25 protein-coding genes are annotated in these 26,299 nt (G+C 66.2%); 12 read left to right on the forward strand and 13 right to left on the reverse strand.

Annotated elements, in window-relative coordinates:
* Window positions 1-36 precede the first annotated feature (36 nt).
* Together ACFPAH_RS04140 and ACFPAH_RS04145 are read right to left on the reverse strand one after the other, a co-directional pair.
* A complete protein-coding gene (locus ACFPAH_RS04140) occupies window positions 37-504 on the reverse strand; it encodes a DUF1854 domain-containing protein (RefSeq protein WP_379741070.1) in 468 nt (155 codons plus the stop codon).
* A complete protein-coding gene (locus tag ACFPAH_RS04145) occupies window positions 504-2,789 on the reverse strand; it encodes an ABC transporter ATP-binding protein (RefSeq protein WP_379741073.1) in 2,286 nt (761 codons plus the stop codon). The genes ACFPAH_RS04140 and ACFPAH_RS04145 overlap by 1 nt, the downstream gene beginning before the upstream one ends.
* A 281-nt stretch (window positions 2,790-3,070) precedes the next feature.
* On the opposite strand from ACFPAH_RS04145, the gene cphA (ACFPAH_RS04150) reads away from it, so the two are divergent.
* From cphA (ACFPAH_RS04150) to ACFPAH_RS04160, 3 genes are all read left to right on the forward strand, one after another.
* Complete coding sequence (gene cphA / locus ACFPAH_RS04150; RefSeq protein WP_379741076.1) at window positions 3,071-5,245, forward strand: cyanophycin synthetase; 2,175 nt, start codon at window positions 3,071-3,073, stop codon at window positions 5,243-5,245.
* Between the two features lie 95 nt (window positions 5,246-5,340).
* Window positions 5,341-7,923: a cyanophycin synthetase gene (gene cphA, locus ACFPAH_RS04155; RefSeq protein WP_379741079.1), complete on the forward strand. Its 2,583-nt coding sequence runs from the start codon at window positions 5,341-5,343 to the stop codon at window positions 7,921-7,923.
* Between the two features lie 135 nt (window positions 7,924-8,058).
* Window positions 8,059-8,685, forward strand: a complete 627-nt coding sequence (locus ACFPAH_RS04160) for a LysE family translocator (protein ID WP_379741082.1) — start codon at window positions 8,059-8,061, stop codon at window positions 8,683-8,685.
* A 51-nt stretch (window positions 8,686-8,736) separates the two neighbouring features.
* Here the strand turns inward: ACFPAH_RS04160 and ACFPAH_RS04165 are convergent, their stop codons facing one another.
* Both ACFPAH_RS04165 and ACFPAH_RS04170 read right to left on the reverse strand, forming a co-directional pair.
* A complete protein-coding gene (locus ACFPAH_RS04165; protein WP_379741086.1) occupies window positions 8,737-9,390 on the reverse strand; it encodes a PEP-CTERM sorting domain-containing protein in 654 nt (217 codons plus the stop codon).
* A gap of 170 nt (window positions 9,391-9,560) precedes the next feature.
* On the reverse strand, window positions 9,561-9,941 hold the full coding sequence (locus tag ACFPAH_RS04170; protein WP_379741089.1) for a hypothetical protein: 381 nt from the start codon (window positions 9,939-9,941) through the stop codon (window positions 9,561-9,563).
* A 249-nt stretch (window positions 9,942-10,190) separates the two neighbouring features.
* On the opposite strand from ACFPAH_RS04170, the gene ACFPAH_RS04175 reads away from it, so the two are divergent.
* From ACFPAH_RS04175 to ACFPAH_RS04190, 4 genes are all read left to right on the forward strand, one after another.
* On the forward strand, window positions 10,191-10,634 hold the full coding sequence (locus ACFPAH_RS04175; RefSeq protein ID WP_379741092.1) for a response regulator: 444 nt from the start codon (window positions 10,191-10,193) through the stop codon (window positions 10,632-10,634).
* A gap of 168 nt (window positions 10,635-10,802) precedes the next feature.
* Window positions 10,803-11,033 (forward strand): hypothetical protein, encoded by a 231-nt coding sequence (locus ACFPAH_RS04180; RefSeq protein ID WP_379741095.1) that lies wholly within the window; start codon window positions 10,803-10,805, stop codon window positions 11,031-11,033.
* Between the two features lie 162 nt (window positions 11,034-11,195).
* Window positions 11,196-13,874, forward strand: coding sequence for a DNA mismatch repair protein MutS (gene mutS, locus ACFPAH_RS04185; protein ID WP_379741098.1), 2,679 nt, complete (start codon window positions 11,196-11,198; stop codon window positions 13,872-13,874).
* Window positions 13,874-14,866: a hypothetical protein gene (locus ACFPAH_RS04190; protein WP_379741101.1), complete on the forward strand. Its 993-nt coding sequence runs from the start codon at window positions 13,874-13,876 to the stop codon at window positions 14,864-14,866. The genes mutS and ACFPAH_RS04190 overlap by 1 nt, the downstream gene beginning before the upstream one ends.
* Window positions 14,867-14,968: 102 nt before the next feature.
* Here ACFPAH_RS04190 and ACFPAH_RS04195 read toward each other — a convergent pair whose 3' ends face one another.
* A complete protein-coding gene (locus ACFPAH_RS04195; protein ID WP_379741104.1) occupies window positions 14,969-15,514 on the reverse strand; it encodes an FKBP-type peptidyl-prolyl cis-trans isomerase in 546 nt (181 codons plus the stop codon).
* 79 nt (window positions 15,515-15,593) lie between these two features.
* On the opposite strand from ACFPAH_RS04195, the gene ACFPAH_RS04200 reads away from it, so the two are divergent.
* The 3 genes from ACFPAH_RS04200 (at window position 15,594) to ACFPAH_RS04210 (ending at window position 17,755) form a co-directional block, all read left to right on the forward strand.
* Window positions 15,594-16,715 (forward strand): JmjC domain-containing protein, encoded by a 1,122-nt coding sequence (locus ACFPAH_RS04200; RefSeq protein ID WP_379741107.1) that lies wholly within the window; start codon window positions 15,594-15,596, stop codon window positions 16,713-16,715.
* A gap of 6 nt (window positions 16,716-16,721) precedes the next feature.
* Entirely contained in the window at window positions 16,722-17,204 is a 483-nt protein-coding gene (locus ACFPAH_RS04205) for a hypothetical protein (RefSeq protein ID WP_379741110.1), read from the forward strand.
* 269 nt (window positions 17,205-17,473) lie between these two features.
* A complete protein-coding gene (locus tag ACFPAH_RS04210; protein WP_379741113.1) occupies window positions 17,474-17,755 on the forward strand; it encodes a hypothetical protein in 282 nt (93 codons plus the stop codon).
* Window positions 17,756-18,019: 264 nt separating this feature from the next.
* On the opposite strand, the gene bamC is transcribed toward ACFPAH_RS04210, so the two are convergent.
* The 7 genes from bamC to ACFPAH_RS04245 all read right to left on the reverse strand — a co-directional run bounded on the left by bamC (window position 18,020) and on the right by ACFPAH_RS04245 (window position 24,031).
* A complete protein-coding gene (gene bamC / locus ACFPAH_RS04215; RefSeq protein WP_379741116.1) occupies window positions 18,020-19,153 on the reverse strand; it encodes an outer membrane protein assembly factor BamC in 1,134 nt (377 codons plus the stop codon).
* An 86-nt stretch (window positions 19,154-19,239) separates the two neighbouring features.
* A complete protein-coding gene (dapA, locus tag ACFPAH_RS04220) occupies window positions 19,240-20,124 on the reverse strand; it encodes a 4-hydroxy-tetrahydrodipicolinate synthase (protein ID WP_379741119.1) in 885 nt (294 codons plus the stop codon).
* Between the two features lie 61 nt (window positions 20,125-20,185).
* Window positions 20,186-20,755, reverse strand: coding sequence for a class I SAM-dependent methyltransferase (locus tag ACFPAH_RS04225; RefSeq protein ID WP_379741122.1), 570 nt, complete (start codon window positions 20,753-20,755; stop codon window positions 20,186-20,188).
* Window positions 20,755-21,408, reverse strand: a complete 654-nt coding sequence (locus tag ACFPAH_RS04230) for a site-2 protease family protein (RefSeq protein ID WP_379741125.1) — start codon at window positions 21,406-21,408, stop codon at window positions 20,755-20,757. The genes ACFPAH_RS04225 and ACFPAH_RS04230 overlap by 1 nt, the downstream gene beginning before the upstream one ends.
* Window positions 21,409-21,476: 68 nt before the next feature.
* A complete protein-coding gene (locus tag ACFPAH_RS04235; RefSeq protein WP_379741128.1) occupies window positions 21,477-22,100 on the reverse strand; it encodes an L-threonylcarbamoyladenylate synthase in 624 nt (207 codons plus the stop codon).
* Window positions 22,097-22,990, reverse strand: a complete 894-nt coding sequence (htpX, locus tag ACFPAH_RS04240; RefSeq protein WP_379741131.1) for a protease HtpX — start codon at window positions 22,988-22,990, stop codon at window positions 22,097-22,099. The genes ACFPAH_RS04235 and htpX overlap by 4 nt, the downstream gene beginning before the upstream one ends.
* 207 nt (window positions 22,991-23,197) lie before the next feature.
* Window positions 23,198-24,031, reverse strand: coding sequence for a 3',5'-nucleoside bisphosphate phosphatase (locus ACFPAH_RS04245; protein ID WP_379741134.1), 834 nt, complete (start codon window positions 24,029-24,031; stop codon window positions 23,198-23,200).
* Between the two features lie 135 nt (window positions 24,032-24,166).
* On the opposite strand from ACFPAH_RS04245, the gene ACFPAH_RS04250 reads away from it, so the two are divergent.
* A complete protein-coding gene (locus tag ACFPAH_RS04250) occupies window positions 24,167-24,565 on the forward strand; it encodes a GFA family protein (RefSeq protein WP_379741137.1) in 399 nt (132 codons plus the stop codon).
* 153 nt (window positions 24,566-24,718) lie between these two features.
* On the opposite strand, the gene ACFPAH_RS04255 is transcribed toward ACFPAH_RS04250, so the two are convergent.
* A complete protein-coding gene (locus tag ACFPAH_RS04255; RefSeq protein ID WP_379741140.1) occupies window positions 24,719-25,597 on the reverse strand; it encodes an alpha/beta fold hydrolase in 879 nt (292 codons plus the stop codon).
* Window positions 25,598-25,771: 174 nt separating this feature from the next.
* Here ACFPAH_RS04255 and ACFPAH_RS04260 point away from each other — a divergent pair, with 174 nt between their 5' ends.
* Window positions 25,772-26,296 carry a gamma carbonic anhydrase family protein gene (locus tag ACFPAH_RS04260; RefSeq protein ID WP_379741143.1) on the forward strand — a complete coding sequence of 175 codons (525 nt, stop codon included), beginning with the start codon at window positions 25,772-25,774 and terminating at the stop codon, window positions 26,294-26,296.
* Window positions 26,297-26,299: the final 3 nt, after the last annotated feature.

Consider the following 26,299-nt stretch of genomic DNA (forward strand, 5'->3'; position numbering starts at 1 on the left):
ATAGGCCAGGGCGCGGGGCTGTGCAACCGCGACGGCTTACAGGAACCTGTCCAGGATCTTCCTGCTGTGCTTATCGATCTTGAACATGTCCCGCACCAGGAAGTGGATGCCGTGGCTGTCCGCGATCAGCAGCGAGGCCTCGCCGATGCGGCGGATGTCTTCGTCGACCTTGAGCACGAACGAGGTGTCGCCACGGTCCGTCTTGACGGTCCAGGTGCAGGGCGTGGCGAAGCTGGTGACGCCGCGGATAGTGAGGATCTCGGGGATGAATTCGCGCCCTTCGAGTTCTTCGCTGATCAATGCCCGGATCTGCTCGGGCGCGGTCTCGAGGTCGTCGATCCAGGCGACCTCCTTGCCGCCGTCGGGCACCAGCGAGATGCCGCGGGTCGGCGCCTGGATCGGGAAGGCGCGCACCGGCATCACGCCCTGGACGTCGATGCCGTCCTCGCCCGTGAACACGAGTTTGCCGAAGCTGTCGCGGCGCAGTTGGAATGGGGTGCTCATCAGTCGTCCTTGTCCGTATCGTCCATGTCCTGGTCCACGTTGCGCGCCTGCGCTTCGTAGAGCCGGTGGTAGGCGCCTTCGCGCGCCATCAGCTCGTCATGGCTGCCCTCTTCCACCACCACGCCGCGATCCAGCACGACCAGGCGATCCGCGCGGTGCAGCGTGGACAGGCGGTGCGCGATCGCGATCGTGGTGCGGCCCTGCACCAGGTTGTCGAGCGCCTTCTGGATTTCCTTCTCGGTTTCCGAGTCGACCGACGAGGTTGCCTCGTCCATGATTAGGATCGGCGGATCGATCAGCAGCGCGCGCGCGATCGAGATGCGCTGGCGCTCGCCGCCCGACAGGCCCTGGCCGCGCTCGCCGACCATCGAGTCGTAGCCCTGGGGCAGGCGCAGGATGAATTCGTGCGCGTGCGCGGCGCGCGCCGCGGCGATGATGTCTTCGCGCGTCGCATCCGGCTTGCCGTAGGCGATGTTCTCGGCGATCGTGCCGAAGAACAGGAAGGGTTCCTGCAGCACCAGGCCGATGTTGCGGCGGTAATCGGCCACCGCGAACGAGCGGATGTCGACGCCGTCGAGCAGGATCGCGCCTTCGGCCACGTCGTAGAAGCGGCAGATCAGGTTGACCAGCGTGCTCTTGCCGGAACCGCTGTGGCCGACCAGGCCGACCATCTCGCCGGCCTTGATGTTGAGCGAAATGCCGCGGTTGACCGCCCGGTTGCCATAGCGGAAACCGACTTCGCGCAGTTCGATGTTCCCCTGCACTTTCGGCACCTTCACCGGCTTGACCGGGTCCGGCACGCTCGAGACGTGGTCGAGGATGTCGAAGATGCGCTTGGCGGCCGACGCGGATTTCTGCGTGACCGAGACGATGCGGCTCATCGAATCGAGGCGCACATAGAAGCGGCCGCTGTAGGCGATGAAGGCCGACAGCGTGCCGACCGTGATGTCGCCGCGCGAGACCTGCCAGATGCCGAAGCACCAGATCACCAGCAAGCCGAGTTCGGTGAGGAAACTGACGGTCGGCGAGAACAGCGACCAGACCTTGTTCAGCTTGTCGTTGACGGCCAGGTTGTGCTTGTTCGCTTCGCGAAAGCGCACCGCTTCGCGCTTTTCCTGGGCAAACGCCTTGACCACGCGGATGCCGGGGATGGTATCGGCCAGCACGTTGGTGACCTCGCCCCAGACGCGGTCGATCTTCTCGAAACCGGTGCGCAGGCGGTCGCGCACGACGTGGATCATCCAGGCGATGAAGGGCAGCGGTACCAGCGTGACGAAGGCCAGCCAGGGATTGATCGTGAACAGGATTACGCCGGTCATGATGATCATCAGCACGTCCGACAGGAAGTCGAGCAGGTGCAGCGACAGGAAGACGCAGATCCGGTCCGAGCCGCTGCCGATCCTCGACATCAGGTCGCCCGTGCGCTTGCCGCCGAAGAATTCCAGCGACAATTTCAGCAGGTGCTCGTAGGTGGTCGAGCGCAGGTCGGCGCCCATGCGCTCGGACACCAGCGCCAGCACATAGGTCTTGGCCCAGCCCAGCGCCCAGGCCAGGACGGCGGCGCCGAGCAGGCCGCCCATGTACAGGTAGACGAGATCGTTGTCGATGCGCTGGCCGTTCTGGTACGGGATCAGGACATTGTCCATCAGCGGCATCGTCAGGTAGGGCGGAATCATGTGGGCCGCCGTGCTACCCAGCATCAGCAGGAAACCCAGCAGCAGCTGGCCGCGGTAGGGCATGGCGAAGCGCCACAGGCGGAACAGGGTCCAGGTCGAAGGCGGCGTGTGCAGCACCTTGGTGCAGATCGGGCACTCTTCCTGGTCGGGTTCGAGCGGCGCCTTGCAGCTCGGGCAGGTGTGCTGCTCGGGCGCGAGCACCGGCTGCCCGGTCTCGACGCTCTTGACGTGGTCGGCGAAGGCGTCGGCGACGCGGATCGCATGCAGGTTCTGGCCGAGGGTAAAGCGCCAGCTCGCCAGCAGGCCGCGTTCGTCCACCAGTTCAAGATGGCCAACGCCGCCATGGTCGTGGTGGCGCAGCACCAGGCCCGGCACGAAGGGCCAGGCGCGCCAGGCCGTTTCGCCCGGCGCACGCGACAGCAGGCGGCGATCGGTGACGACCAGCACGCCTTTCGTGAAACGTAATTTTGCGTCGAGGTCAACCTCCACGCCGGTCAGCGCGTTTTCCCCTGGTGCAAGCTGTTTCCGAATGTCATCGTGCCAGCCTTCAGGCAGGAAGCCAGAGGCGAGTGCAAGCGACGTCGGAGAAGCAAGTTGTTGAGTTGTCATTGAGTTGCTGCCCGTTACAGGCATGTTCTGGATAGAGGGGGTAACGCGGTGACCGGCTCAGCGGTTTACATAGCGCAGGGAAATAAATCCGCTGCAAAGGCTGGAGCGAGGAGTGCCCGGGTGCCGTCCGGCACGAATGGAGCAGGCACTGTAAGCTTCGGGCCGGCAAGTATACAACATGTGCGCTGCATACCGGGTTGGGTGCGGTAGCGCACAGGCAGGCAAACATAGGCAACGCCATCATGGTGAACCAGCGGGTACCGATGGCAAGAAATCATTACATGACAAAGAAGAAAGACATCCAGTTTCTCCGTGTAACTCACCTGCGGGGTCCGAACATCTGGACCTACCGCCCGGTGATCGAAACCTGGCTCGACCTCGGCGAGCTGGAAGACTTCCCCTCGAACAAACTGCCCGGTTTTAACGCACGCCTGACCAACTGGCTGCCCGGCCTGATCGAACACCGCTGCGGCGTCGGCGAACGGGGCGGCTTCCTGGAACGGCTCGAATGCGGCACCTGGGCCGGCCACATCCTCGAGCACATCGTGCTCGAGCTGCAGAACATGGCCGGCATGAAGACCGGCTTCGGCAAGACCCGCTCGACTGGCGAGCACGGCATCTACAAGATGGCGTTCCGCACGCGCGATCCCATCGTCGGCCGCGCCGCCCTGGAGGCCGGGCACCGCCTGCTGATGGCCGCGATCAACGACGAGGCCTTCGACATGGCGGGCACCGTGGCGCACCTGACCGGCCTGGTCGACCGTTACTGCCTGGGCCCCTCGACCGCGAACATCGTCGACGCCGCCACCGATCGCCGCATCCCCTCGATCCGCCTCACCGAAGGCAACCTCGTGCAGCTCGGCCATGGCGCCGCCCAGCGCCGCATCTGGACCGCCGAGAGCGACCGCACCAGCGCCATCGCCGAGGGCATCGCCAGCGACAAGGACCTGGCGAAAAGCCTGCTGGCCTCCTGCGGCGTGCCGGTACCGGAAGGCGCGCTGGTGCGCAGCGCCGACGCGGCCTGGGAAGAGGCCCAGGACATCGGCCTGCCGGTCGTGCTGAAACCCGTCGACGGCAACCACGGCCGCGGTGTGACGCTGAACCTGATGAGCGAAGCCGACGTGCGCGCCGCCTACGCGATCGCCGCGGAGGCCGGCGACAGCAGCGCCGTGCTGGTCGAGCGCTTCATTCCCGGCAACGAGCACCGCCTGCTGGTCGTCGGCAAGCAGGTGGTGGCGGCGGCGCGCGGCGAGGCGCTGTGGGTCGTCGGCGACGGCGTCTCGACTGTCGTGCAGCTGTGCGACACCCAGATCAACATCGACCCGCGCCGCGGCGACACCGAAGGGCACCCGCTCGGCCGCGTCGACCCGCACGACAGCGAGATCCTGCTCGACCTGAAACGCCAGGGCCTGAGCCCGGAGTCGAGGCCGCAGCCTGGACAGAAAGTGCTGATTCAACCCAACGGCAACGTGTCGGACGACGTGACCGACCTGATCCACCCGGACGTGGCGCATGCCGCGTGCCTGGCCGCGCGCGTGGTCGGCCTGGATATCGCCGGCATCGACCTGGTGTGCGAAGACATCTCGCGGCCGCTCGCCGAGCAGCGCGGTGCGATCATCGAAGTCAATTCGAGCCCGGGCCTGCTGGCCCACATCAAGCCGGCCTCGGGTACGCCGCGCAATGTCGGCGCTGCCATCGTCGACCACCTGTTCAGCGATGCCGACAACGGCCGCATTCCGCTGGTCGGCGTGACCGGCACCCTCGGCACCAGCCTGATCGCGCGCCTGCTCGGCTGCCTGCTCAATGCCGCCGGCAAGCATGCGGGCGTGGCCAACGGCGAGGGCCTGTATCTCGACGGACGCCAGGTGATTGCCGGCGACTGCACCGGCTTTGCCGCGGGCGAGCGCCTGCTCATCAACCGCAACATGGAAGCGGCCGTGTTCGAATCGAATGCGCGCAGCATCCTCGCCGGCGGCCTGCCCTACGACCGCTGCGCGGTCGGCGTCGTCACCGACATGGGCCAGCTGGCCGACGTCGACGAATTCTATGTGCGCGATGCCGAAGCGCTGGCCAATGTCGTGCGCAGCCAGGTCGACGTGATCCTCTCCGATGGCGCGGCCGTGCTGAACGCGGCCGATCCGGAAGTGGTCAAATTGGCCGAGCTGTCGGACGGGCGCGTGATCTTCTATGCGATGGACGAGTCCAATCCGGTGCTGGTGCGGCACCGCGACAGCGGCGAGCGCGTCGTCTTTGCGCGCAACAACCACATCGTGCTGGCCGAGGGCAGCGACGAAACCCCGCTGCTGGACCTGGCGAAGATCAAGCCGGCCACCGTCAAGCATCCGGCCAGCGTGCTCGCCGCCACGGCCGCCGCCTGGGCGCTCGGCCTGCCGCAAGACCTGATCTGCGGCGGCCTGCGCGCCTTCGACGCCACCCCCAGGAAAACGATTTACTGATTAAAAAAGCGCGCCCCGGACGACCGGAGCCGAAAATGACGGTGCCGCCGCCCATGCAAGGGCTGGCGCGGCACCCTATAAAGGAATACAGGTTTATGGAAGTATCTCGCGTACGGGCCTTGCGTGGCCCTAACCTCTGGAGCCACCACACCTCGGTCGAGGCGATCGTCGCCTGCACCGTCGACGAAGAATCGATCGCCGCCCTGCCCGGTTTCGAGACGCGCCTGCGCGCGCGCTTTCCCCAGCTCGGCCAATTGCAACCGCTCGGGCACGAGCAGGACGCGCTCGATCCGGTGCCGCTGGCCGAAGTGCTCGAAATCGTGGCGCTCGCCCTGCAGGCCGAAGCCGGCTGCCCGGTGACCTTTTCGCGCACCACCGCCACGGTCGAACCAGGGATCTACCAGGTGGTCGTCGAATACAGCGAGGAAGACGTCGGCCGCCTCGCGCTCGACCTGGCCAGGCAGCTGATCGAGGCCGCGCGTAGCGACGCGCCCTTCGACCTGCAGAACGCGCTCGACCAGCTGCGCGAGCTCGACGAGGACGTGCGCCTCGGCCCCTCGACCGGCTCGATCGTGCAGGCCGCGATCGAACGCAACATCCCGTTTCGCCGCCTGACCGAAGGCAGCATGGTCATGTTCGGCTGGGGCAGCAAGCAGCGCCGCATCCAGGCCGCCGAGATCGACGCCACCGGCGCGATTGCCGAAACCATCGCCCAGGACAAGGAGTTGACCAAGCGCCTGCTCGATGCCGCCGGCGTGCCGGTGCCGCACGGGCGCACCGTGACCGACCCAGACGACGCCTGGCTCGCCGCCCAGGAGATCGGCCTGCCGGTCGTGATCAAGCCGAAGGACGGCAACCAGGGCAAGGGCGTGACGGTCAACATCACGACGCGCGAGCAGGTCGCGGCCGCGTTCAACTCGGCCAGCGAGTTCCGCGGCGACATCCTGATCGAGCGCTACCTGCCGGGCGACGACTACCGCCTGCTGGTGATCGGCGACAAGCTGGTCGCCGCCGCGCGGCGCGACCCGCCGAACGTGGTCGGCGACGGCGTGCACACGGTGCGCGAGCTGGTCGAGCAGGTCAACCGCGACCCGCGCCGCGGCAACGGCCACTCGACTTCGCTGACCAAGATCCGTTTCGACGACATCGCGCTGCGCAGCCTGTCCAAGCAGGGCCTGCAGGCCGACTCGGTCCCGGAAAAGGGCCGCCGCATCGTCTTGCGCAACAATGCCAACCTGTCCACCGGCGGCACCGCCACCGACGTGACCGACGACGTGCATCCGGAAGTGGCGGCGCGCGCGATCGCCGCCGCCCACATGATCGGCCTCGACATCTGCGGCGTCGACATGGTCTGCGACAGCGTGCTGAAACCGATCGAAGAGCAAGGCGGCGGCGTGGTCGAAGTCAACGCCGCGCCGGGCCTGCGGATGCACTTATCCCCGTCTTTCGGCAAGGGACGCGACGTCGGCCAGGCCATCGTCGACATGTTGTTCAAGGACGGCGACGACGGCCGCATTCCGGTAGTGGCCGTCACCGGCACGAACGGCAAGACCACCACCGTGCGCCTGATCGCGCACCTGCTCGGCGCCTCCGGCCTGCGCACCGGCATGACCAATACCGACGGCGTGTATATCGAAGGGCGCCGCATCGACAGCGGCGACTGCAGCGGTCCGCGCAGCGCGCGCAACGTGCTGCTGCATCCGGACGTCGACGCCGCCGTGTTCGAAACCGCGCGCGGCGGCCTGCTGCGCGAAGGCCTGGCGTTCGACCGCTGCCAGGTGGCGGTGGTGACCAACATCGGCGCCGGCGACCACCTCGGCCTGAACTACATCACCACCCTCGAGGACCTGGCGGTCCTGAAACGCGTGATCGTGCAGAACGTGATCGAAGGCGGCATGGCCGTGCTCAACGCGGCCGACCCGGTGGTGGCCGACATGGCCGAGCACACCCGCGGCGACGTGACCTTCTTTGCCCAGGACGGCGGCCATCCGCTGATCGCCATGCACCGCGCCCAGGGCCGCCGCGTCGTGTTCGTCGAAAACGGCTTCCTGGTCTGCGCGCAGGGCAGGAACGAAACCCGCATTACCCTGCAGGAAGTGCCGATCACCCGTGGCGGCGCGATCGGTTTCCAGGTCGAGAACGTGATGGCCTCGGTGGCGGCGGCATGGGCGGTCGGCATCGACTGGGACAAGATCCGCCTGGGCCTGAAAACCTTTGTCGGCGAAAGCGACAATGCGCCCGGACGCTTCAACGTGTTCGACTATCGTGGAGCGACCCTGATCGCCGACTACGGCCACAACCCGGACGCGATCGCGGCGCTGGTGTCGGCGGTCGAGAACATGCCGGCCCGGCGCCGCTCGGTCGTCATCAGCGGAGCCGGCGACCGGCGCGACCAGGACATCACCCAGCAGACCGAAATCCTGGGCGCGGCCTTCGACGAGGTGCTGCTGTACCAGGACCAGTGCCAGCGCGGCCGGCCGGACGGCGAAGTGGTCGCCTTGCTGCGCCAGGGACTGGACGGCGCGACCCGCACCAGTTACGTCGAGGAGATCAACGGCGAGTTCGTCGCGATCGACCGCGCGCTGGCGCGCCTGTCCGAAGGCGATTTGTGCCTGATCCTGATCGACCAGGTCGACGAGGCGCTGGCGCATATTGCCAGGCGCGTCGCCGAAGCGTAGGGTGGACGGGTTCCCCGTCCACGCGTTCAACGTGAGCATGAACTACCGGTCCGGTTGATCTTGCCGGATTTGAACGCGTGGACGGCAGAGCCGTCCACCCTACGGGTTCCGTTCGTTCAACCTCCGACTATCCCCATGCTCGCACCCGAACAATTCCTCGGCTTCCTGCTCGCAGCCATCCTGCTCACCGCTTCTCCCGGCCCCGACAACCTGATGGTGCTCGGCCTGGGCATGTCGAAAGGCCGCAGGCAGGGCATGGTGTTCGGCCTGGGCTGCGCGCTGGGCTGCCTGAGCCACACCCTGCTGGCCGTGATCGGCGTGAGCGCGGCGATTGCGGCCTCCCCTGCCGCGTTCACGGCACTGCGCGTGGGCGGCGGCCTGTACCTGGTCTGGCTCGGCATCGGCGCGCTGCGCAGCCAGGGCGGGCAATCGGCGGCAGGCGCCGCGGCGCCGCCGCAATCGCTGCGCAGCCTGTTCATGAAGGGCTTGCTGGCCAACGCCATCAATCCGAAAGTGGTGCTGTTCTTCCTGTCGCTGCTGCCCCAGTTCGTGGTCCCCGCGAACGGCCAGGTCGCGGGGCAGATGCTGGCGCTCGGCCTGACCTTCACGCTGCAGGCGGCGATCCTGTTCGGGCTGCTCGGGTATTTCGCGGGCGCCGTGGGCGGCTGGCTGGAACGCAAGCCGGGCGCAGGCAAATGGCTCGACCGGGCGGCCGGCGGGGTGTTCATCGCGCTGGGCGTGAAGCTGATCGCCTCCCGTTGACGCCTGCCGCGTGGCGTAGGGTGGACTCCGTCCACGCGGCTCACGCTCCGGTCAGCCGCGCCGCACCCGCAAGCCGCCGCGGCGCGCCGCCCCGATCCCGATCAATCCCAGGCCCAGCACCGCCAGCGTGGCCGGCTCCGGCACCGGCGCCGGCTCGTACGCCATCTCCAGGCGGGCCGAGAAAAATTCGAACGGGTCGCCTGTGAAGAAGTCGCGCAGGTACAGCGTCCAGCTGCCGTACATGTCCATGCCGTCGAAGGCCGACAAGGCCTGGGCCGGGCGGAAGCTGCCTTCGCGTACGCGCGGGCCGGCGGCGCTTGCCGCCTCGTCGTCGAAGCTCACGCTGACGCGGCCGGCGCTGGTGCCCCGGGTGCCCTGCTGGTAGGTCGTAAAAGCCTGCACCAGGTCGACGCCTGCGCCGTTCGGTGCAATCAGCCGCAGGGCGAATTCGTTTTCGAAGGGCGATCCGATGCCCAGGCAAGCATCGCCGTCCGGGCCGATCGGCGGATCGTCGCATTTGGAGAATTCGACCATGATGTTCAGGTCGAGAACGGTGCCGCGCGTCGTCACCTTCAGCGCGCGCGTGGCCTCGCGGCCATCGATGTTGCCGTAGTCGGTGTTGCTGGCGACCACGGCAGCACAGGCACCGGCGGACATCAGGAAAGTGACGATTGCGGCGGCAAGACGGCTGGCAGCTTGGCTCATATGCTCTCCATGTTGTTAGTAACATGGGATCAAGCAATTTTTACACCATCGCCCGGAAGCGCCGCAAATTCATGCACTTACATCCACGTATGCATGTGGAATGGGGTAGGTGTAAGAACTGCCGACATGCACGGCACCCGGTTGCCGCTCAGTTGCCGCTCAGTTGCCGCTCAGCTGCCAAAATAACGCAACTCGAAGTCGAGCACCCATTGCACCCGCCTCGGCGACAGGGGCTCGGCGATCAGGGCATCGCACTCGGCATGCCATGCCTCGTTGGCGGCGCCCACCCCGCCGGGATTGATGCCCACCACCGCGCTGCCGGGCGCGACGCTGCGCAGGGCGCCGATGAACCGGCGTGCGGCCCCCTCCTCGCTGCCGGACAAACCGGTGAAGATGACGTCGAACCGTACCGTGCCGAGCAGCTTGAGCGCGGCCTTTTCCTGCGACACGGTGACGGCGGTATGGCCCATGTCCGCCAGCAAACGGCGGATTCCCGCGGGGTCCTTCGCCGACGGATGGATGACCAGGATCGATTTGCGCTGAGTTGCCATACCACTGGGGTAATGCCGGTATCTGGAGAAATCAAGGGTACCGCCATGGTTTATTTTTCTGCCGTTCCCGCAGGAAGTTTCTTGAAGCACAGGGCCACCCGGGCTGGCACAAGTCCGTCGGCGCGAACTTGTTTAAGCGCGGCAATCGTTTGCCCGACAAACCGGCTTTGATCCATACTTCCGTCTTTCCCGTTCGGGCTCCCTGCGCCCGGCGCTTATCTATTGCTTGGAGGATTTGTTGTGCAAGGCATGTCGACTATCCGCTGGCTCTCTTCCGAGACTGTTCGTCCGGATGCCTCGCATCGGCTCGGGCCGGGCCAGGAAGAAACCGGAATCGCAGGCCGCCTGTTACGCAAGGTGCTCGTCGTCGACGATGAAGAAGACCTGGCCAACCTGGCCGAAATGTTGCTCAGCAGCGAAGGACTGGAGGTGGTCGTCGCCAACTCGGCGCTGGCCGCCCTGGCCATCCTCGCGCAAGACCAGGACATCGACGCCCTCTTTTCCGATGTCATGATGCCCGGGATGACCGGGCTGCAACTGGCCGACGCCGTCCGCGAGATGTACCCGCACGTCAAGATCGTGCTCACTTCCGGCTATACGCTACCGGCCTTGCTGGCCGACCGCCAGACCAGTTACCTGTTTGCGCCCAAGCCCTACCGGCTCGACACGGTCATGAAGCTGCTGCGCAGCTAGCTGCCGGCTGGACGAAGGCGGACGCACGGGAAGCGTGTGCGCCCCTGTACGCCTCATCTATACAATGGACAACACGCGCACGCCGACCGATGCGGCCGCCGGCGCCAGCCATGAGCGCACGCGCCGCATCCCGTCGTGTACCTTGAACCTTCCACCAGGAGATCGTCCATGACCCACATTCAACTGGAACGCCGCAACGACCTCCACCGCGAACACCTGATCGACGTCGGCCTCGGCTTGAAAAAGGCCCACGGCGCCGAACTGGCGCGCGACTATCTCGAAGAAGTCGCCGTCCCCGAAAAGATCATCCTGCGCATCCTGTCCGGCAAGGGCGTGCGCGATACCGCACCCGACGAGGACGACCCCGGCCTCGGCGTCGAATGGCTGGCGCCGCGCTGAGCGGCACCGCCGGCAGGCCGGCGGACCAGCCCGCGCGCCCACGCGGGTGCACCGGCCAGGTACCGGAGACCCGCGCATCGCTTCCTCATCCCCACCTCAGCCGATGGGGTTAAAATGTCGTCCTTGGCGCGGCAAAGCCCTGCCTTACCGAACACGACAGAAATGACCACCGTCCCCAACGAAATCAACGCCGCCGCGGCCAAGGCCAGCCCGTCAGAGAAGCACACTCCCATGATGCAGCAATACCTGCGCATCAAGGCCGACTACCCGACCATGCTGGTGTTCTACCGCATGGGCGACTTCTACGAGCTGTTCCATGACGACGCCGAGAAGGCCGCGCGCATCCTCGGCATCACGCTGACCGCGCGCGGCGCCTCGAACGGCAACCCGATCAGGATGTGCGGCGTGCCCTTCCACTCGCTGGACGGCTACCTCGCCAAGCTGGTCAAGCTGGGCGAGTCCTGCGCCATCTGCGAGCAGATCGGCGACCCGGCCGCCAGCAAGGGCCCGGTCGAACGCAAGGTGGTGCGCGTGGTCACGCCGGGCACCCTGACCGACTCCGACCTGCTGCCGGAAAAGGCCGAGCGCTCCTTGCTGGCCGTGTGCACGCTCACCAACCGCAAGACCGTCACGACCGGCCTGGCCTGGCTGTCGCTGGCGAGCGGCGCGCTGCGCCTGATGGAATTCTCGGGCGATGCGGACGCGAGCGCGCTGCGCCTGGCGCAGGAGCTCGAGCGCATCGCGCCGGCCGAAATCCTGCGCGCCGACGACGGCGACCTGCTCGACGAGACCCCGATCGCCCACACCCAGCGCGTGCCCGACTGGCATTTCGACGTGATCAAGGGCCACCGCGCCCTGCTCGACCAGCTGGGCGTGGCCACCCTCACCGGCTTCGGCGCCGATGGCCTGGGCGCTGCCTTCGGCGCGGCCGGCGCGCTCTTGCGCTACGCGCAGTCCACCCAAGGACGCGGCCTGCAGCACGTGAACAGCCTGGCCGTCGAGAGCGAGAACGAATTCATCGGCCTCGACGCGGCCACCCGGCGCAACCTGGAGCTGACCGAAACCATCCGCGGCCAGGAAGCGCCGACCCTGTTCTCCCTGCTCGACGGCTGCCGCACGGCGATGGGTTCGCGCCTGCTGCGCCACTGGCTGCACCATGCGAAGCGCGACCAGCGCGTTGCACGGTCCCGCCACGAGGCGATCGAGGCCCTGGCCCAGGCCGACGCCACCGCCGGCCTGTCGGGCACGCTGGGCCAGGTACCCGACATCGAGCGCATCACCACGCGCATCGCCTTGTCGTCGGCGCGCCCGCGCGACCTGGCCTGCCTGCGCGACGGCCTCAAGCAACTGCCGGCGCTGCGCCAGCAGGTGGCGCGCTGCTTCATCCCGGGCGACTCCTGCCTGCTGCGCGAGCTGCACGATGCGATCGACACACCGGTGCCCTGCCTCGACCTGCTGGTGCGCGCGGTCGCCGAGGAACCGAGCGCCATGGTGCGCGACGGCGGCGTCTTCGCGCGCGGCTTCGATGCCGAACTCGACGAACTGCGCGCGCTGTCGGAAAACGCCGGCCAGTTCCTGGTCGACCTCGAGACGCGCGAGCGCGCCCGCACCGGGATCGCCAACCTGCGCGTCGAGTACAACAAGGTGCACGGCTTCTATATCGAAGTCACCCACGGCCAGACCGACAAGGTGCCGGACGACTACCGCCGCCGCCAGACCCTCAAGAATGCCGAGCGCTACATCACGCCGGAACTCAAGGCCTTCGAAGACAAGGCGCTGTCGGCCCAGGACAAGGCCCTGGTGCGCGAAAAGGCGCTGTACGAGGAGTTGCTGGTCTGCCTGGCGCCGCACATCGGCGACCTGCAGCGCATCGCCGCCGGCATCGCCCAGATCGACACCCTGGTGGCGCTGGCCAGCCACGCGCTGCAGAACAACTGGTGCGCGCCGCAGCTGGTCGACGCGCCCTGCCTGGACATCGTCGAGGGCCGCCACCCGGTGGTCGAAAAGCAGATCGAGCGCTTCATCGCCAACGACTGCAAGCTCTCCAACGAACGGCGCCTGCTGCTCATCACCGGCCCGAACATGGGCGGTAAATCGACCTTCATGCGCCAGACCGCGCTGATCGTGCTGCTGGCCTATGTGGGCAGCTACGTGCCGGCCGCCAGCGCCACCATCGGCCCGATCGACCGCATCTTCACCCGTATCGGCGCCAACGACGACCTGGCCGGCGGGCGCTCGACCTTCATGGTCGAGATGACGGAATCGGCCGCGATCCTGAACGGCGCCACCGAGCACTCGCTGGTGCTGATGGACGAAGTCGGGCGCGGCACCTCCACCTTCGACGGGCTGGCGCTGGCCTGGGCGATCGCGCGCCACCTGATCGACCACAGCCGCAGTTTCACCCTCTTCGCGACCCATTATTTCGAGCTGACCCAGCTGCCGGAAAACCACCCGAGCGCGGCCAACGTGCACCTGTCGGCGGTCGAGCACAAGGACACCATCGTGTTCCTGCACGCGGTGCAGGACGGGCCGGCCTCCCAGAGCTACGGCTTGCAGGTGGCGCAGCTGGCCGGGGTGCCTCCGGCGGTGATCAAGGCTGCGCGCAAGCACCTGGCGCGGCTCGAATCGCAGGCGGTGGGCGCGACGCCCCAGCTCGACCTGTTCGCGCTGCCTTGCGCGGAGGCGGAGGCCGAACCGGCGCCCGCCGCACCGGCAGCGGCCGCGCCATCAGCGCTGCTCGACGCCCTGGCCGGGATCGATCCGGACGCGCTCACGCCGCGCGAAGCGCTCCAGCAGTTGTACGAACTCAAGCGCCTCACCGCCGCGGGCGGACCGGCCTGATGCAGCACCCGCGCCGCGCCGTCCTGCTGGCGACCGCGCTGCTCGCGGCGTTGTGCCTGCCGGCGGCAGGCGCAAGCCAGGACGCGAAGCGAGACGACAAGCGCGACTCCGCACGCACGGCCACCCACGAAGCCGGCCACCACCGTTTCGGCGTGATCGGCCACAGCTTCGCGAAGCCCGGCGACGGGCGCTTCAAGGAAGCCTTGTCGGAAACCTCCGAGAATTCGCTGGCCTTTGTGGTCGTCACCGGCATCAAGGCCGCGAAAGAGCCCTGCGGCGACAAGCTCTACCAGGAGCGGCAGGTGCTGGTGGAAAAGGCGAAGCGGCCGATGATCGTGCTGCCGGCCGGCAGCGACTGGACCGAATGCCGCAATTCGGCCGGGCGCACCAACGCCGTCGAGCGCCTGCACAGACTGCGCGAACTATTCCATGGTGAACCGGATTCGCTGGGCAGGAAAAAGCTGCCGCTCACGCGCCTGTCGATGAGCCCGCGATTTCGCAGCTATGCCGAAAACGCCCATTGGACCGTGGACAAGGTGCTGTATGCCACCGTCAACCTGCCGGCCAATAACAACCATTATTTGGCCGCGGCCGGGCGCAACAGCGAATACGAAGACCGCCTGGTGGCCAATCGTTTCTGGCTCAACCGCCTCTTCACGCTGGCGCGGCGCGACAATCTCGACGCGATCGTGTTGTTCTCGGAAGGCGACCTCAAGCCGCTGGAAGAACCCACCGGTTTGCGCGGCCTGCTGCGGCGCGCACCGGCCACCCAGGACGGCTTCGCGGCGACGCGCAAGCAGGTGCAGTCCCTCGCCCAGCGCTTCAAGGGCAAGGTACTGCTGATCGACAGCGCGGACTTGCCAAAGAAGACCGAACCGTCCATCGAGTGGCGCGGCAACGTCGGGCACCTGTCGGTGGGCGGCGAAGCGGTCGAGGTCGAAGTGAGCCCGGGCGCAAAGACCCTGTTCAAGGTCGAAGACGCGGCCAACTGACGCCGTGCCCGCGGGAGGGGGCACGCCACGCCCATGCGGACGCCGGCATGCCCCTGCCCCCCGAAGCACAACGGGGACTTGCGTCCCCGTTGATTCAATCCATTAATGCAGCGGCTGGCTGCGGAAATGGTCGCCTGGCTCGCTGTCGTCGCCTTCGTCTTCACCGTGGTGGTGACCGTGGGCGCCGTGCACGTGGCCGTGGGCGATTTCTTCGGCGGTGGCTTCGCGCACGTCGACCACCGACAGCTCGAAACGCAGCGCCATGCCGGCCAGCGGGTGGTTACCGTCGAGGACGACCTTGTCGTCGGCGATTTCGGTGACGGTAAAGATCATCGGCTCGTCGTCCGGCGCGCCGTCGGCCATGCCTTCGAACTGCATGCCCACTTCCAGCGGCTCCGGCAGGCGCTTGCGCTCTTCGACCTTGACCAGCTCGGCGTCGTAGTCGCCGAACGCGTCTTCCGGCTCGACCTGCAGGGTGGTCGAATAGCCCGTTTCCTTGCCGTCGAGGGCTTCTTCGATCTTTGGCAGGGTATTCTCGTAACCGCCGTGCAGGTAGACCATCGGCTGCACGCCTTCTTCGATCAGGTTGTTCTGCGCATCCGACAGCTTGTAGTTCACCGTCACGACCGTATTCTGAGCAATCTTCATCGCATTTCCTTTCGTTGTAAGGTGCGGATTATAACCCCAGCCTCGCTGCCGCCCGCAGTGCGGCCCGTTATAATGAAGCATGAAAAAATTACAGCTCCTGGGGAATATTACTCCCGCCCAGTTCCTGCGCGATTACTGGCATAAAAAACCGCTCCTCATCAAGGGTGCCATCCCCGGCTTCAAGCCGCTCCTCAAGCTCGACAAACTGGCTGAGGCCGCAAGCAAGAACCACGTCGAGTCGCGACTCGTGTCCCAGGTCGACGGCCAGTGGGACATGCAGCACGGCCCGCTGACCGAACTGCCGCCGCGTACCCAGCGCGAGTGGACCCTGCTGGTGCAGGGCGTGAACCTGTTCGACGAGCGTGCCGACGCGCTGCTGCGCCAGTTCCGTTTCCTGCCGGATGCGCGCCTGGACGACCTGATGGTCAGCTACGCCACCGATGGCGGCGGCGTCGGCCCCCACTTCGATTCCTACGACGTGTTCCTGCTGCAGGCGCAGGGCAAGCGGCGCTGGCGGATCAGCTCCCAGCAAGACCTGACGCTGGTCGAGGGCCTGCCCCTGAAAATCCTGGCCAATTTCACGGCGGAAGAAGAGTTTGTGCTGGAACCGGGCGACATGCTCTACCTGCCGCCCCAGTATGCCCACGACGGCGTGGCCGAGGGCGAATGCATGACCTACTCGATCGGCTTCCGTTCGCCCTCCTACCAGGAACTGGGCGAAGCCTTCCTGCAATTCATGGCCGATTCGATCGACCTGCCCGGCCGCTACGCCGATCCCGATCTGCAGCCGGCAAAGAACCCGGCCGAGATCCCGCGCGAGATGCTGGCGAACATCACCGAAGAACTCAACAAGGTGCGCTTCGACGAGGAGGACGTGACGATCTTCTTCGGCGAGTACATGTCCGAGCCGAAGCACAACGTGTTCTTCACCCCGCCGGCCAAGCCGCTGACGGTGGGCCGCTTCATGGAAACGGCGGCCAAGCGCGGCCTGAAGCTGTCGCCGAAGACCCTGATGCTGTACCGCGGCAAGCATGTGTTCATCAATGGTGAGTCGTTTGCCGTCAGCCGTGCCGACAAGGTCGTGCTCGACGTGCTGGCCAACGAGCGGCGCCTGAGCGGCGAGACCCTGGCGGCGGCCTCGGACGACGTGCTCGAGGCGCTCTACACCTGGTATGCGGACGGCTGGATCGAACTGGGCTGAGCGGACATGACGGACGCGCCGGCCAGCTTCCGCTTCGACACGCGGCGCGAGCTCGAAGCGCACTGGCGCACGCTGCTGTCGAAGGCGCAAAGCCGGGTCGACCTGTTCGATCCCGACTTTGCCCATCTGCCGCTGGGCGCCGTGGATGTCGAGGCCAGGCTGCGCGCATTCCTGCGCGCGGGCGGCACGCTGCGCCTGGCCCTGCACGACACCCGGCATATCGAGCGCCACTGCCCGCGTTTTTTGGCGCTGCTGCGCGACTACGCCGCGCTGGTCGAGTGCCGCCGGACGCCGCGTTCGCTGCGCCACCTGCCGGATGCCTTCGCCCTGGCCGACGGTCTGCATGTGGTACGCCGTTTCCACCGCGACCACATGCGCGGCGAAGCCGCCTTCGACCACGCGGGCGCAGTCGAACTGCCCGCCTACCGCTTCAATGCCCTATGGGAAGAGTCGGAATCTACCCTGCAGGCAACAGTCACCGGGCTCTAGTTTTGCACAGGTGATAACACAATGGCGGGTTTTGCTGCCTTCGTAGCATCTTGTAACAAAATGAAGCTTAACAAGTCACCAAATACTTCCATTTTGGCATGTGTTTTCTATTGCGAATAGGTAAATTTGGCTATAATATCGGGTTAGGAAGGTTCCGTTGTCTATCAGGCACTGTTACCAGTATGAAAGCACACGAGAATTCCAACGAGCGATAATTACCGGTAATTATTCATCGCAATAATTAGTACTAACTTAATTAAGGAAAAACCATGAAAAAATCCCTGCTGATCGTCTCCCTGATGGCTGTTGCTCTGGCTGCTTGCTCGAAGAAAGAAGCTGAAGTCACCACCACGACCACCCCAGCTGCTGCTGAAGCACCAGCAACCACCACCACCACCGACACCACCGTCGTCGCTCCAGCTGCTGACGCTGCTGCTACCCCAGCTGCTGACGCTGCTGCTGCTGCTGCAACCGCTTCGGCTGCTGCTGCTGACGCTGCTTCGGCCGCTTCGACCGCTGCTGACGTCGCTGCTGACGCTGCCAAGAAGTAATCAGGTTTTGCCTGATTCGAAGAACCGGCCTGCGGGCCGGTTTTTTTTCGCCTGTGCCCCCAACGTTACGGCATTACGTAGGGTGGAGTCATTGAGGCCGGGGGCCTCAATGACAACTCCACGCGAAAGGATGCGTCAACGCGGCGCATGCTTCACGCGTGGAGCCGGAAGCGGTTCGCCGCCCGCTCCACCCTACAATGACGTCAAAGACACAGGCGTAAAAAAGCCGGCCACGCGGGCCGGCTTTCTGGACGCTGAGGACGATTACTTGAGCTCGTCGTTCAGCAGCGACAGGATCTTCTTTGCCGTCGGCGAGGTGTCCGGCTGGCCGGCGTTGTCCTGGACCGTCACGGTGCTGCTGTTGCCGCTGTCGGCGCCCTTGACGATCACGCGGTAGCGCTGGGCTTCCTTGGCCTTGTCGGAGTCGCCGAAGCTGAACAGGCGCTTGACGAAACCTTCCTTGTTCGAACCGTCGGGATCGACGTAGCGCACGAAATAGGTGCCCTGCACGCGGTCGCGGTCTTCGACGGTGAAGCCGACGCGGTCGAGCGCCAGGCCGACACGGCGCCAGGCGCGATCGAAACCTTCCCCGACCTCGACGTGATCACCGACCAGCTTGGTCTGCTGCGGCGCCGGCTCGGCGTTCGCGACGGCGGTCTCGGCGGCCTTGACTTCGGCCGGCTCGGTCACGCCGGTCAGGCGCGCCACCAGGCGGCCCAGGAACTGGGCTTCGAGCATCGGGTCGTTCGGGCGCACGGTCCAGACCGTGGTTTCCTTCTGGGCGCCGGTGAGCACCTCTTCGGCGCCGCGGTGGCTGATGTAGATCTCGGTCGAGCCGTCCGGCAGGCGCTCGAGGCGGGTGCGGTACTTGTCGCGCTCGCCGGTCGAGTAGGCGCGGTCGAACACGCGGCCCAGGGTCTTGCGCAGGAAGTCTTGCGGGATCTTCGAACGGTTCTCGGCCCATTCGGTTTCCATGATGCCGGTCGTGACCGACTCGTTGGCCAGCGTGAAGCCGGCGTCCTGCCAGAACTGGCGCACTTGCGGCCACAGTTGTTCCGGGCTCTGCTTGACGACGATCCAGCGCTGGTCGCCGGCCCGCTCGACGCGCACGGCGTCGGTCGAGACCGGGCCGATGGCGGCCGTCGAAGCGGCCGTCTCGCCGCCTGCCGCTGCCGGCGCCGCAGCAGCCGAACCCGCTTGCTGCATGCCCGATGCGGTGGCCACGCCGCGGCCTTCCGGCGCAGCGTAACGGTTGTCCTTCTGGATCTGGGTCAGGTCCGGCGGCACATCGAGCGGCGGGGCTTTCTTGGAGCCCTTGTAGTCGACCTTGTCGGCTTCGAAAACGGTGGTGCAGCCGGCGATGGACAGCGCCAGCGCGCCCAGGGCGAGGACGCGCATGGCGGGCTTGGAAACTAAGGTCGTTTTGTTGCTTTTAGTCATATCGTTGCGATTTCAGATCTGGAAAACCAACACCCTTGCGGGACTCAGGATTGCGGAACGAGGCCGGCTTCGCGCAGGGCGGCGCGAACGGTGTCGTGGAACGCGTTCGACAGCGGCGCCAGCGGCAGGCGCAGGCCGGCCGGCATCATGCCCATCTCCGCCAATGCCCACTTGACCGGCACCGGGTTCGGCTCGACGAACAGCTTGGCGTGCAGTTGCAGCACGCGGTTGTTGATCTCGACGGCGCGCGCGATATCGCCCGCCATGGCGGCCACGCACAATTCGTGCATGGCGCGCGGGGCGACGTTGGCGGTAACCGAAATATTGCCGGCGCCGCCGCAGAACATCAGCGCCATCGCGGTCGGATCGTCGCCCGAGTACACGGCAAACGATTTATCCACCATGCGCAGGAGTTCGATGCCGCGGCCGATGTTGCCCGTCGCATCCTTCACGCCGACGATATTTTCGATCGGCGCCAGGCGCGCGATGGTCTCGTTGCTCATGTCGGCCACGGTCCGGCCCGGCACGTTGTACAGGATGATCGGCATGTCGACCGCTTCGGCGATCGCCTTGAAGTGGCGGTACATGCCTTCCTGGGTCGGACGGTTGTAGTACGGAACGACCTGCAGCGAGGCGTCCGCGCCCACCGCTTTGGCGTGGCGGGTCAGTTCGATGGCTTCGACGGTCGAGTTGCCGCCGCTGCCGGCGATCACCGGAATGCGGCCAGCCGCGTGGTCCACCGCCAGCTTGATCAGCTCGCCATGTTCTTCCGGGCTCACCGTCGCCGACTCGCCGGTGGTGCCGACGATGACGATGCCGTCGGTGCCTTCCGCTACGTGCCAGTCGATCAGCTTGCGCAGGCTGTCCCGGTCGAGACTGCCATCCTCAAACATCGGTGTGACGATTGCTACAATGCTGCCCTTAATCATAATCAGTGGAACGTGCCGAAAAATAAAAATCCGATTGTAGCGGATCGTCCGCCGCTATGGTTCATTCCCGACCAGATAAATGGTCGAGCTTGGCCTCGGTTTGCGCGAAGGCGCGCCCGCCCGCGCACAGGCGCTGCACCCGCGCCGGCTTCGGATCGCTGACGACCCCGTCCTCGTAGGCCAGCACGGCGAGGCCGGCACGCGCCGCCATCTCCAGCAGTTCGCCGGGGCGCAGCAGGAAGGCCGGATTCGAGGGCTTGCCGAAGGCTTCGTTGCCAAGCGCAAAGGTTTCGTAGAGCAGGACGCCACCCGGCGCCAGGCTGGCGCACAGGTCGGCCAGCAGCGGCCGATGCAGGTAGTTGGTGACGACGATGCCGGCAAAACGCCCCGCTTCGAAGGGCCAGGCCGCGCCCTCGGTTTCGAGATCAAGCTGGAGCGTGGCGATGCCGGGGCCGGCGGCCGCGGTCAGCGCGCTTGGGTCGCGGTCGACCGCGAGCACCGGATGCTTGAACCCGGCGAACAGGCGCGCGTGGCGGCCGCCGCCGCAGGCCAGGTCGAGCACCTCCCCTGCCGGGACCAGCGGCGCGAAGCGGCGCACCCAGGGCGAGGTAGCGATGGTCGGTGCGTGCATCAGTTCAGGAAGAAGGTAAACGGCGTCGCCACCAGCGTCACCAGTTGGGCGCCCAGCCACATCACCGGCTGCACCCAGAAGGCGAGCACGTTGAAGTAGAGCAGCGCCAGCAGGATGAAGAAGCCGTACGGCTCGATCTTGGCGAACTGGAAGGCGAGCCGGTTCGGCAGCATGCTCGTCAACACGCGCCCGCCGTCGAGCGGCGGCAGCGGGAACAGGTTGAAGGCGAAGATCAGCAGGTTCGTCACCAGGCCGGCCTTGGCGACCGCGTGCGGGAATTCCTCGCTGACGTCGAACACGTTGAGCAGCACGGCAAAGAGTACCCACAGCAGGGCCATCACCAGGTTCGCCAGGGGCCCGGCCAGCGCCACCCAGGCCATGTCGCGCTTCGGGTTGCGCAGGTTGCCGAACTGGACCGGCACCGGCTTGGCATAGCCGAACACGAAGCCGCTCATCATGTAGAGCGCGATCGGGATGATGATGGTGCCGAACACATCGACGTGCACCAGCGGATTGAGCGTCATGCGCCCTTGCGCATAGGCCGTATTGTCGCCGAAATGGCGGGCGGCATAGGCGTGGGCGGCTTCGTGCAGGGTAATCGCAAAAAGGACGGGCAGCGCATAGACTGCGATGTTGCGAATGATTTCATCCATAAGGGAAGGATTCTAGCAGAGCCGGGCGCCGCGGCCCGGCGGGTGGGAGGGTTTGCCTGGGGGCCCGATTACAGGCCAAAAACGGCGGCGTCGCCGCGGCCCTGGCGCACCAGGATGGGATCGCTGCCGGTGAGATCGACGATGGTGGTCGGCTCGAGCGTGCCGGCGCCGCCGTCGACCACCAGCTCGATCTGCTTCTCGAGGCGATCGCGCACTTCGTCCGGGTCCGACAGCATGTGCTCGTCCCCCGGCAACTGCAGCGTGGTGCCGATCAGGGGCTCGCCGAGTTCCTCGAGCAGCGCCAGCGTGATCAGGTTCTCCGGCACCCGCAGGCCGATCGTCTTGCGCGAGGGGTGGGACAGGCGGCGCGGCACTTCGCGCGTCGCTTCCAGAATGACGGTGTACGGCCCCGGCAGCGTCGCCTTGAGCAGCCGGTACTGGCTGTTGTCGACCCGCGCGTACTGGGCGATCTCGGACAGGTCGCGGCACAGCAGCGTCAGGTGGTGCTTGTCGTCGATGCCGCGCACGCGACGCAGCTTTTCGACGGCGCCTTTATCGTCGAGCTGGCACACGAGCGCATAGGCCGAGTCGGTCGGCAGCGCGACCACCCCGCCGGAGCGGAGGATCTGCGCTGCCTGCTTGATGAGGCGCGGCTGCGGATTGTCCGGATGGATGTGAAAGAACTGGCTCATCGGGCACCCGTTTGGCGCAGAGCCTGCAGGGCCGCAATGCGCTCTTCCATCGGCGGGTGGGTCGAGAACAGGGCGCCCCAGCCGCCGCCGCTGCCGGAGATGCCCGAAGCACTCATCGACGAGGGCAGCGCGCCCGGCTGCAGGCCGCCGAGGCGGGCCAGCGCGTTCTGCATCGGGACCGTGCTGCCGAGCAGCTGGGCCGAGCCTGCGTCGGCGCGGAATTCGCGCTTGCGCGAGAACCAGGCGACGATGATCGAGGCGACCAGGCCGAACAGGATTTCGCAGATGAAGACGGTGACCATGTAGCCGATGCCGGGGCCGCGGTCGTCGTTACCGCGCAGCAGCACCTTGTCGACGAAGAAGCCGACCACGCGCGCCAGGAACACGACGAAGGTGTTGACCACGCCCTGGATCAGGGTCAGCGTGACCATGTCGCCGTTGGCGATGTGCGCCACCTCGTGCCCGAGCACGGCCTCGACCTCGTCCTGGTTCATGCCCTGCAACAGGCCGGTGGACACCGCGACCAGCGCGGAATTTTTAAAGGCGCCGGTCGCAAACGCATTCGGTTCGCCGTCGTACACGGCCACTTCCGGCATGCCGATGCCGGCACGGTCGGCCAGGCGCCGCACCGTGTTGACGAGCCAGAGCTCGGTGGAATTCTGCGGCTGCTCGATGACGCGCGCGCCGGTCGACCATTTGGCCATCGGTTTGCTCATCAGGAGCGAGATGAACGAGCCGGTAAAGCCGACCACCAGCGAAAACACGGCCAGCGCGCCGACATTGATCCCTTCGGCGCTCACCGCACGTCCGACACCGAGCAGGTTCAGGACCAGGGTCAGCACCAGCACAACCGCGAGGTTGGTGGCGAGGAACAAAACAATGCGCTTCATGGAAGTGGCTCCGGGGCAGAAATGAATTAACAGGCTGCCAAGATAAGGCTGCTACCCGGAAAATTCAAGGGCGACGGGCTTATGGCTGGCTTAAACAAACGGCGCGCGAGGCCGGTTGAACGTAGGGTGGAGTCCTGACTCCACGCGTACAGCATCCGTCAACGCGGCGCACGGTTTACGCGTGGAGTCGGGGACTCCACCCTACCTTCACCACCAGTCGTGCCAGACCGGCTTGACGCTCGCCGGCAGCGGCGGCAAGGCATCGAACTCGACCCTGGCCTCCCCCGGCGCATGGAAATCGGTGCCGCGCGAGGCGAGGAAACCGTAGCGCCGGGCGACTTCGGCATAGGTGGCGTACTGGTCGGGCGTGTGGCTTCCCGTGACGACCTCGATCGCCTGGCCGCCGAGCTGGCGGAAGGCGTCGAGCAGCGCGTCCTCCCCCGTCTGGGTGAACCTGTAGCGCCCGGGATGGGCGATCACGGGAATCCCGCCGGCGCTGCGGATCCAGGCCATCGCCTCCGGCAGCGTGGCCCAGCGGTGCGGCACATAGCCCGGCTTGCCTTCCGTCAGGAACTTGCGGAACACTTCGGCGGTGGTGGCGCACTTGCCGCATTCGACCAGGTAGCGCGCAAAGTGGGTGCGCGAGAGCAGGTCCGGGTTGCCGACGTACTTGAGCGCGCCCTCATAGGCGCCGGGAATGCCGGCCTGCTCGAGCTGGGCCGCGATTTCGCGCCCGCGCGCGTCGCGTCCGCTGCGGGTGGCGGCCAGGCCCGCCAGCAAGGCCGGATTGTCCTCGTCGATCTGCAGCCCGACCAGGTGCACGGTCTCGTTGGCCCAGGTCACCGAGATCTCGACCCCGGACACGAAACGCATGCCCTGCTCCGCGGCGGCGGCGCGCGCAGCCTTGATGCCGCCGACTTCGTCGTGGTCGGTCAGGGCCCAGGCATCGACCCCGCCCTTGCGCGCATAGGCAGCCACGGCGGCGGGCGCGAGCACGCCGTCGGAGACGTTCGAATGGCAGTGAAGATCGACTTTCAGCATGGGTACGAGGGCGTAGTTCCTGGACGAGCGAGCATTGTACGCCGCATTGGCCAGCGCGGCGCAGCTGTTACCGGGCGGCGTTACCGCTGCCGGACGGACAATGCTAAAGTTGCACTTTCATTCGGGAAAGGAAACATGAAGACTTACCACGGCAGCTGCCATTGCGGCGCGGTGCGTTACGAGGCCGACATCGATCTGGCCCAGGGCACGATCAAATGCAATTGCTCGATCTGCACGAAGATGCGGTTCTGGGCCGCCAGCGTGCCGCCCGCGCGCTTTCGCCTGGTCGCAGGCGCCGATGCGCTCACCGAATACCGCTTCCACCTGAAACGCGACGGTCACTGTTTCTGCCGCCACTGCGGCATCAACGTCTGGTCCACCGGCACCGCGCCAGCGAGCGGGCCGTTCTATGCGGTCACGGTGGCCAGCCTGGACGACCTGCCGGTCGACGCGCTCGTCGCCGCCCCGATCCGCTACTTCGACGGCCGCAACGACAACTGGGTGGCGCCGCCGGAGGAGATCCGGCACCTGTAAGGCCTGTGCAAACAAAATTTGCATCCTGGGCTTCCCGTGCAAATCTTGTTTGCATGGTGCATGGGCCGGTTGAACGCGTGGGCGGCACCGAGGCAGCAGGCGGCCCTGCCGTCAAGGTGGAGCCGTCCACCCTACGCCGCGCACGCGTTCCGATCAACGTCCCAGAAACCCCTCGATCAGGCGCGCCAGCACCTCGGGCTGGTCATGGTGCACCATATGCCCCGCGCCCGGCACGATGTGCGGCTCCACCTGGGCGAAATGCGACAGGCGGCGGTCCACCTCGGCCCGCATCTCGTCCTGCGGCCCCATCCACTTCCACATTTCGGTGTCGCCGCCCTCGATCCACAGCATCGGCGCGGTGACGCGCCGCCATGAAGCGATCATTTCGTCGAGGTGGTACAGCAGCGGCCCGGGCATCTTGTGCACCGGGTCGCCCAGGATTTCGTATTCGCCGGCCTCGTTGCGCGCCGACCAGTGTTCGGCCAGGAAGGCCGCCCGTTCATCAAGCAGGCGCGGATTGGTCTTCTGCAGGCGCCCGGCCACCTCTTCCAGGCTGGCGTAGCCGCGCATGCTCGGGGGCGTGCGCAGTTCGGCTAGCCATTTGGCGATGCGTTTCGGCGCCTGCTCGGGCTTGGCGCCCAGCAGGCCGATGCCTTCCAGGTTGATCAGCTTGCTCACCCGCTCGGGCCGCACGCCCGCATACAGGCTGGCGATGTTGCCGCCCATGCTGTGGCCCAGCAGCCGGACCGGCTCGTCCGGCGAATACTGGTCGAGCAGGCGGTCGAGGTCGGCCAGGTAGTCGTAGAACCAGTAGGTGTCCGTGCCCGCCCGCTCCGACAGGCCGAAGCCGCGCCAGTCGTGCGCGATCACGTGCCAGTCGCCGGCCATGGCATCGACGATGAACTGGAAGGAAGCGGACATGTCCATCCAGCCATGGGTCATGAAAATGATGGGCGCGCCCTCGCGCCCCCAGTGGCGTACATGGGTGCGCAGGCCACGCACGTTCAGGAATTCGGATCGGGACGGTTTCATAAGGGCTCGAATAAGGAAAAGTACGACCGTTCGCAACGGATGGGGAATTATATGCCGGTGGTTGAATTCCTGCCGGCCATCCCCACTTCGGTCCCTTGGCGACCAGGTATCTCGGTCAGGAGCGCGCCGGAGGGCGTAAAATAGCGGCATTTCCACCCTTGCGCGAGCATATCCATGGCGATCTACCAGCTGGGCGAGCATGCGCCCGACATCGATGCGTCGGCTTTTGTCGCCGATTCGGCCAACCTGATCGGTAAAGTGACCCTCGAGGCGAATGCGTCGGTCTGGTTCGGCGTCACGATTCGCGGCGATAACGAACGCATCACGATCGGCGAAAACAGCAATATCCAGGAAGGCACGGTGATGCACACCGACATGGGCTACCCGCTCACGCTCGGCAAGGACGTCTCCGTCGGCCACCAGGCCATGCTGCACGGTTGCACGATAGGCGACGGTTCGCTCATCGGCATCCAGGCCGTGATCCTGAACGGCGCAAAAATCGGCAAGGGTTGCCTGGTTGGGGCCGGCGCCCTGGTTACTGAAGGCAAAGAGTTCCCTGACAACTCGCTGATCATCGGGACGCCCGCGAAAGTGGTGCGCACCCTCACGGAAGAAGACCTGCTGCGCCTGCGCGGCAATGCCGCCAATTATGTAGAACGCGGCAAGCTGTTCAAGGCGCAGCTCAAGAAAATCGGATAGACA

It is taken from the genome of Massilia sp. GCM10023247 (genome assembly GCF_042653325.1).
In the GTDB taxonomy this organism is placed as follows: Bacteria; Pseudomonadota; Gammaproteobacteria; order Burkholderiales; family Burkholderiaceae_D; genus Telluria.

Excerpts from the sequence above, each read along its gene's own strand:
- ACFPAH_RS04140 (WP_379741070.1), bottom strand. The coding sequence starts at position 504 with ATGAGCACCCCATTCCAACTGCGCCGCGACAGCTTCGGCAAACTCGTG.
- ACFPAH_RS04145 (WP_379741073.1), bottom strand. The coding sequence starts at position 2,789 with ATGACAACTCAACAACTTGCTTCTCCGACGTCGCTTGCACTCGCCTCT.
- cphA (WP_379741076.1), top strand. The coding sequence starts at position 3,071 with ATGACAAAGAAGAAAGACATCCAGTTTCTCCGTGTAACTCACCTGCGG.
- cphA (WP_379741079.1), top strand. The coding sequence starts at position 5,341 with ATGGAAGTATCTCGCGTACGGGCCTTGCGTGGCCCTAACCTCTGGAGC.
- ACFPAH_RS04160 (WP_379741082.1), top strand. The coding sequence starts at position 8,059 with ATGCTCGCACCCGAACAATTCCTCGGCTTCCTGCTCGCAGCCATCCTG.
- ACFPAH_RS04165 (WP_379741086.1), bottom strand. The coding sequence starts at position 9,390 with ATGAGCCAAGCTGCCAGCCGTCTTGCCGCCGCAATCGTCACTTTCCTG.
- ACFPAH_RS04170 (WP_379741089.1), bottom strand. The coding sequence starts at position 9,941 with ATGGCAACTCAGCGCAAATCGATCCTGGTCATCCATCCGTCGGCGAAG.
- ACFPAH_RS04175 (WP_379741092.1), top strand. The coding sequence starts at position 10,191 with ATGTCGACTATCCGCTGGCTCTCTTCCGAGACTGTTCGTCCGGATGCC.
- ACFPAH_RS04180 (WP_379741095.1), top strand. The coding sequence starts at position 10,803 with ATGACCCACATTCAACTGGAACGCCGCAACGACCTCCACCGCGAACAC.
- mutS (WP_379741098.1), top strand. The coding sequence starts at position 11,196 with ATGACCACCGTCCCCAACGAAATCAACGCCGCCGCGGCCAAGGCCAGC.
- ACFPAH_RS04190 (WP_379741101.1), top strand. The coding sequence starts at position 13,874 with ATGCAGCACCCGCGCCGCGCCGTCCTGCTGGCGACCGCGCTGCTCGCG.
- ACFPAH_RS04195 (WP_379741104.1), bottom strand. The coding sequence starts at position 15,514 with ATGAAGATTGCTCAGAATACGGTCGTGACGGTGAACTACAAGCTGTCG.
- ACFPAH_RS04200 (WP_379741107.1), top strand. The coding sequence starts at position 15,594 with ATGAAAAAATTACAGCTCCTGGGGAATATTACTCCCGCCCAGTTCCTG.
- ACFPAH_RS04205 (WP_379741110.1), top strand. The coding sequence starts at position 16,722 with ATGACGGACGCGCCGGCCAGCTTCCGCTTCGACACGCGGCGCGAGCTC.
- ACFPAH_RS04210 (WP_379741113.1), top strand. The coding sequence starts at position 17,474 with ATGAAAAAATCCCTGCTGATCGTCTCCCTGATGGCTGTTGCTCTGGCT.
- bamC (WP_379741116.1), bottom strand. The coding sequence starts at position 19,153 with ATGCGCGTCCTCGCCCTGGGCGCGCTGGCGCTGTCCATCGCCGGCTGC.
- dapA (WP_379741119.1), bottom strand. The coding sequence starts at position 20,124 with ATGATTAAGGGCAGCATTGTAGCAATCGTCACACCGATGTTTGAGGAT.
- ACFPAH_RS04225 (WP_379741122.1), bottom strand. The coding sequence starts at position 20,755 with ATGCACGCACCGACCATCGCTACCTCGCCCTGGGTGCGCCGCTTCGCG.
- ACFPAH_RS04230 (WP_379741125.1), bottom strand. The coding sequence starts at position 21,408 with ATGGATGAAATCATTCGCAACATCGCAGTCTATGCGCTGCCCGTCCTT.
- ACFPAH_RS04235 (WP_379741128.1), bottom strand. The coding sequence starts at position 22,100 with ATGAGCCAGTTCTTTCACATCCATCCGGACAATCCGCAGCCGCGCCTC.
- htpX (WP_379741131.1), bottom strand. The coding sequence starts at position 22,990 with ATGAAGCGCATTGTTTTGTTCCTCGCCACCAACCTCGCGGTTGTGCTG.
- ACFPAH_RS04245 (WP_379741134.1), bottom strand. The coding sequence starts at position 24,031 with ATGCTGAAAGTCGATCTTCACTGCCATTCGAACGTCTCCGACGGCGTG.
- ACFPAH_RS04250 (WP_379741137.1), top strand. The coding sequence starts at position 24,167 with ATGAAGACTTACCACGGCAGCTGCCATTGCGGCGCGGTGCGTTACGAG.
- ACFPAH_RS04255 (WP_379741140.1), bottom strand. The coding sequence starts at position 25,597 with ATGAAACCGTCCCGATCCGAATTCCTGAACGTGCGTGGCCTGCGCACC.
- ACFPAH_RS04260 (WP_379741143.1), top strand. The coding sequence starts at position 25,772 with ATGGCGATCTACCAGCTGGGCGAGCATGCGCCCGACATCGATGCGTCG.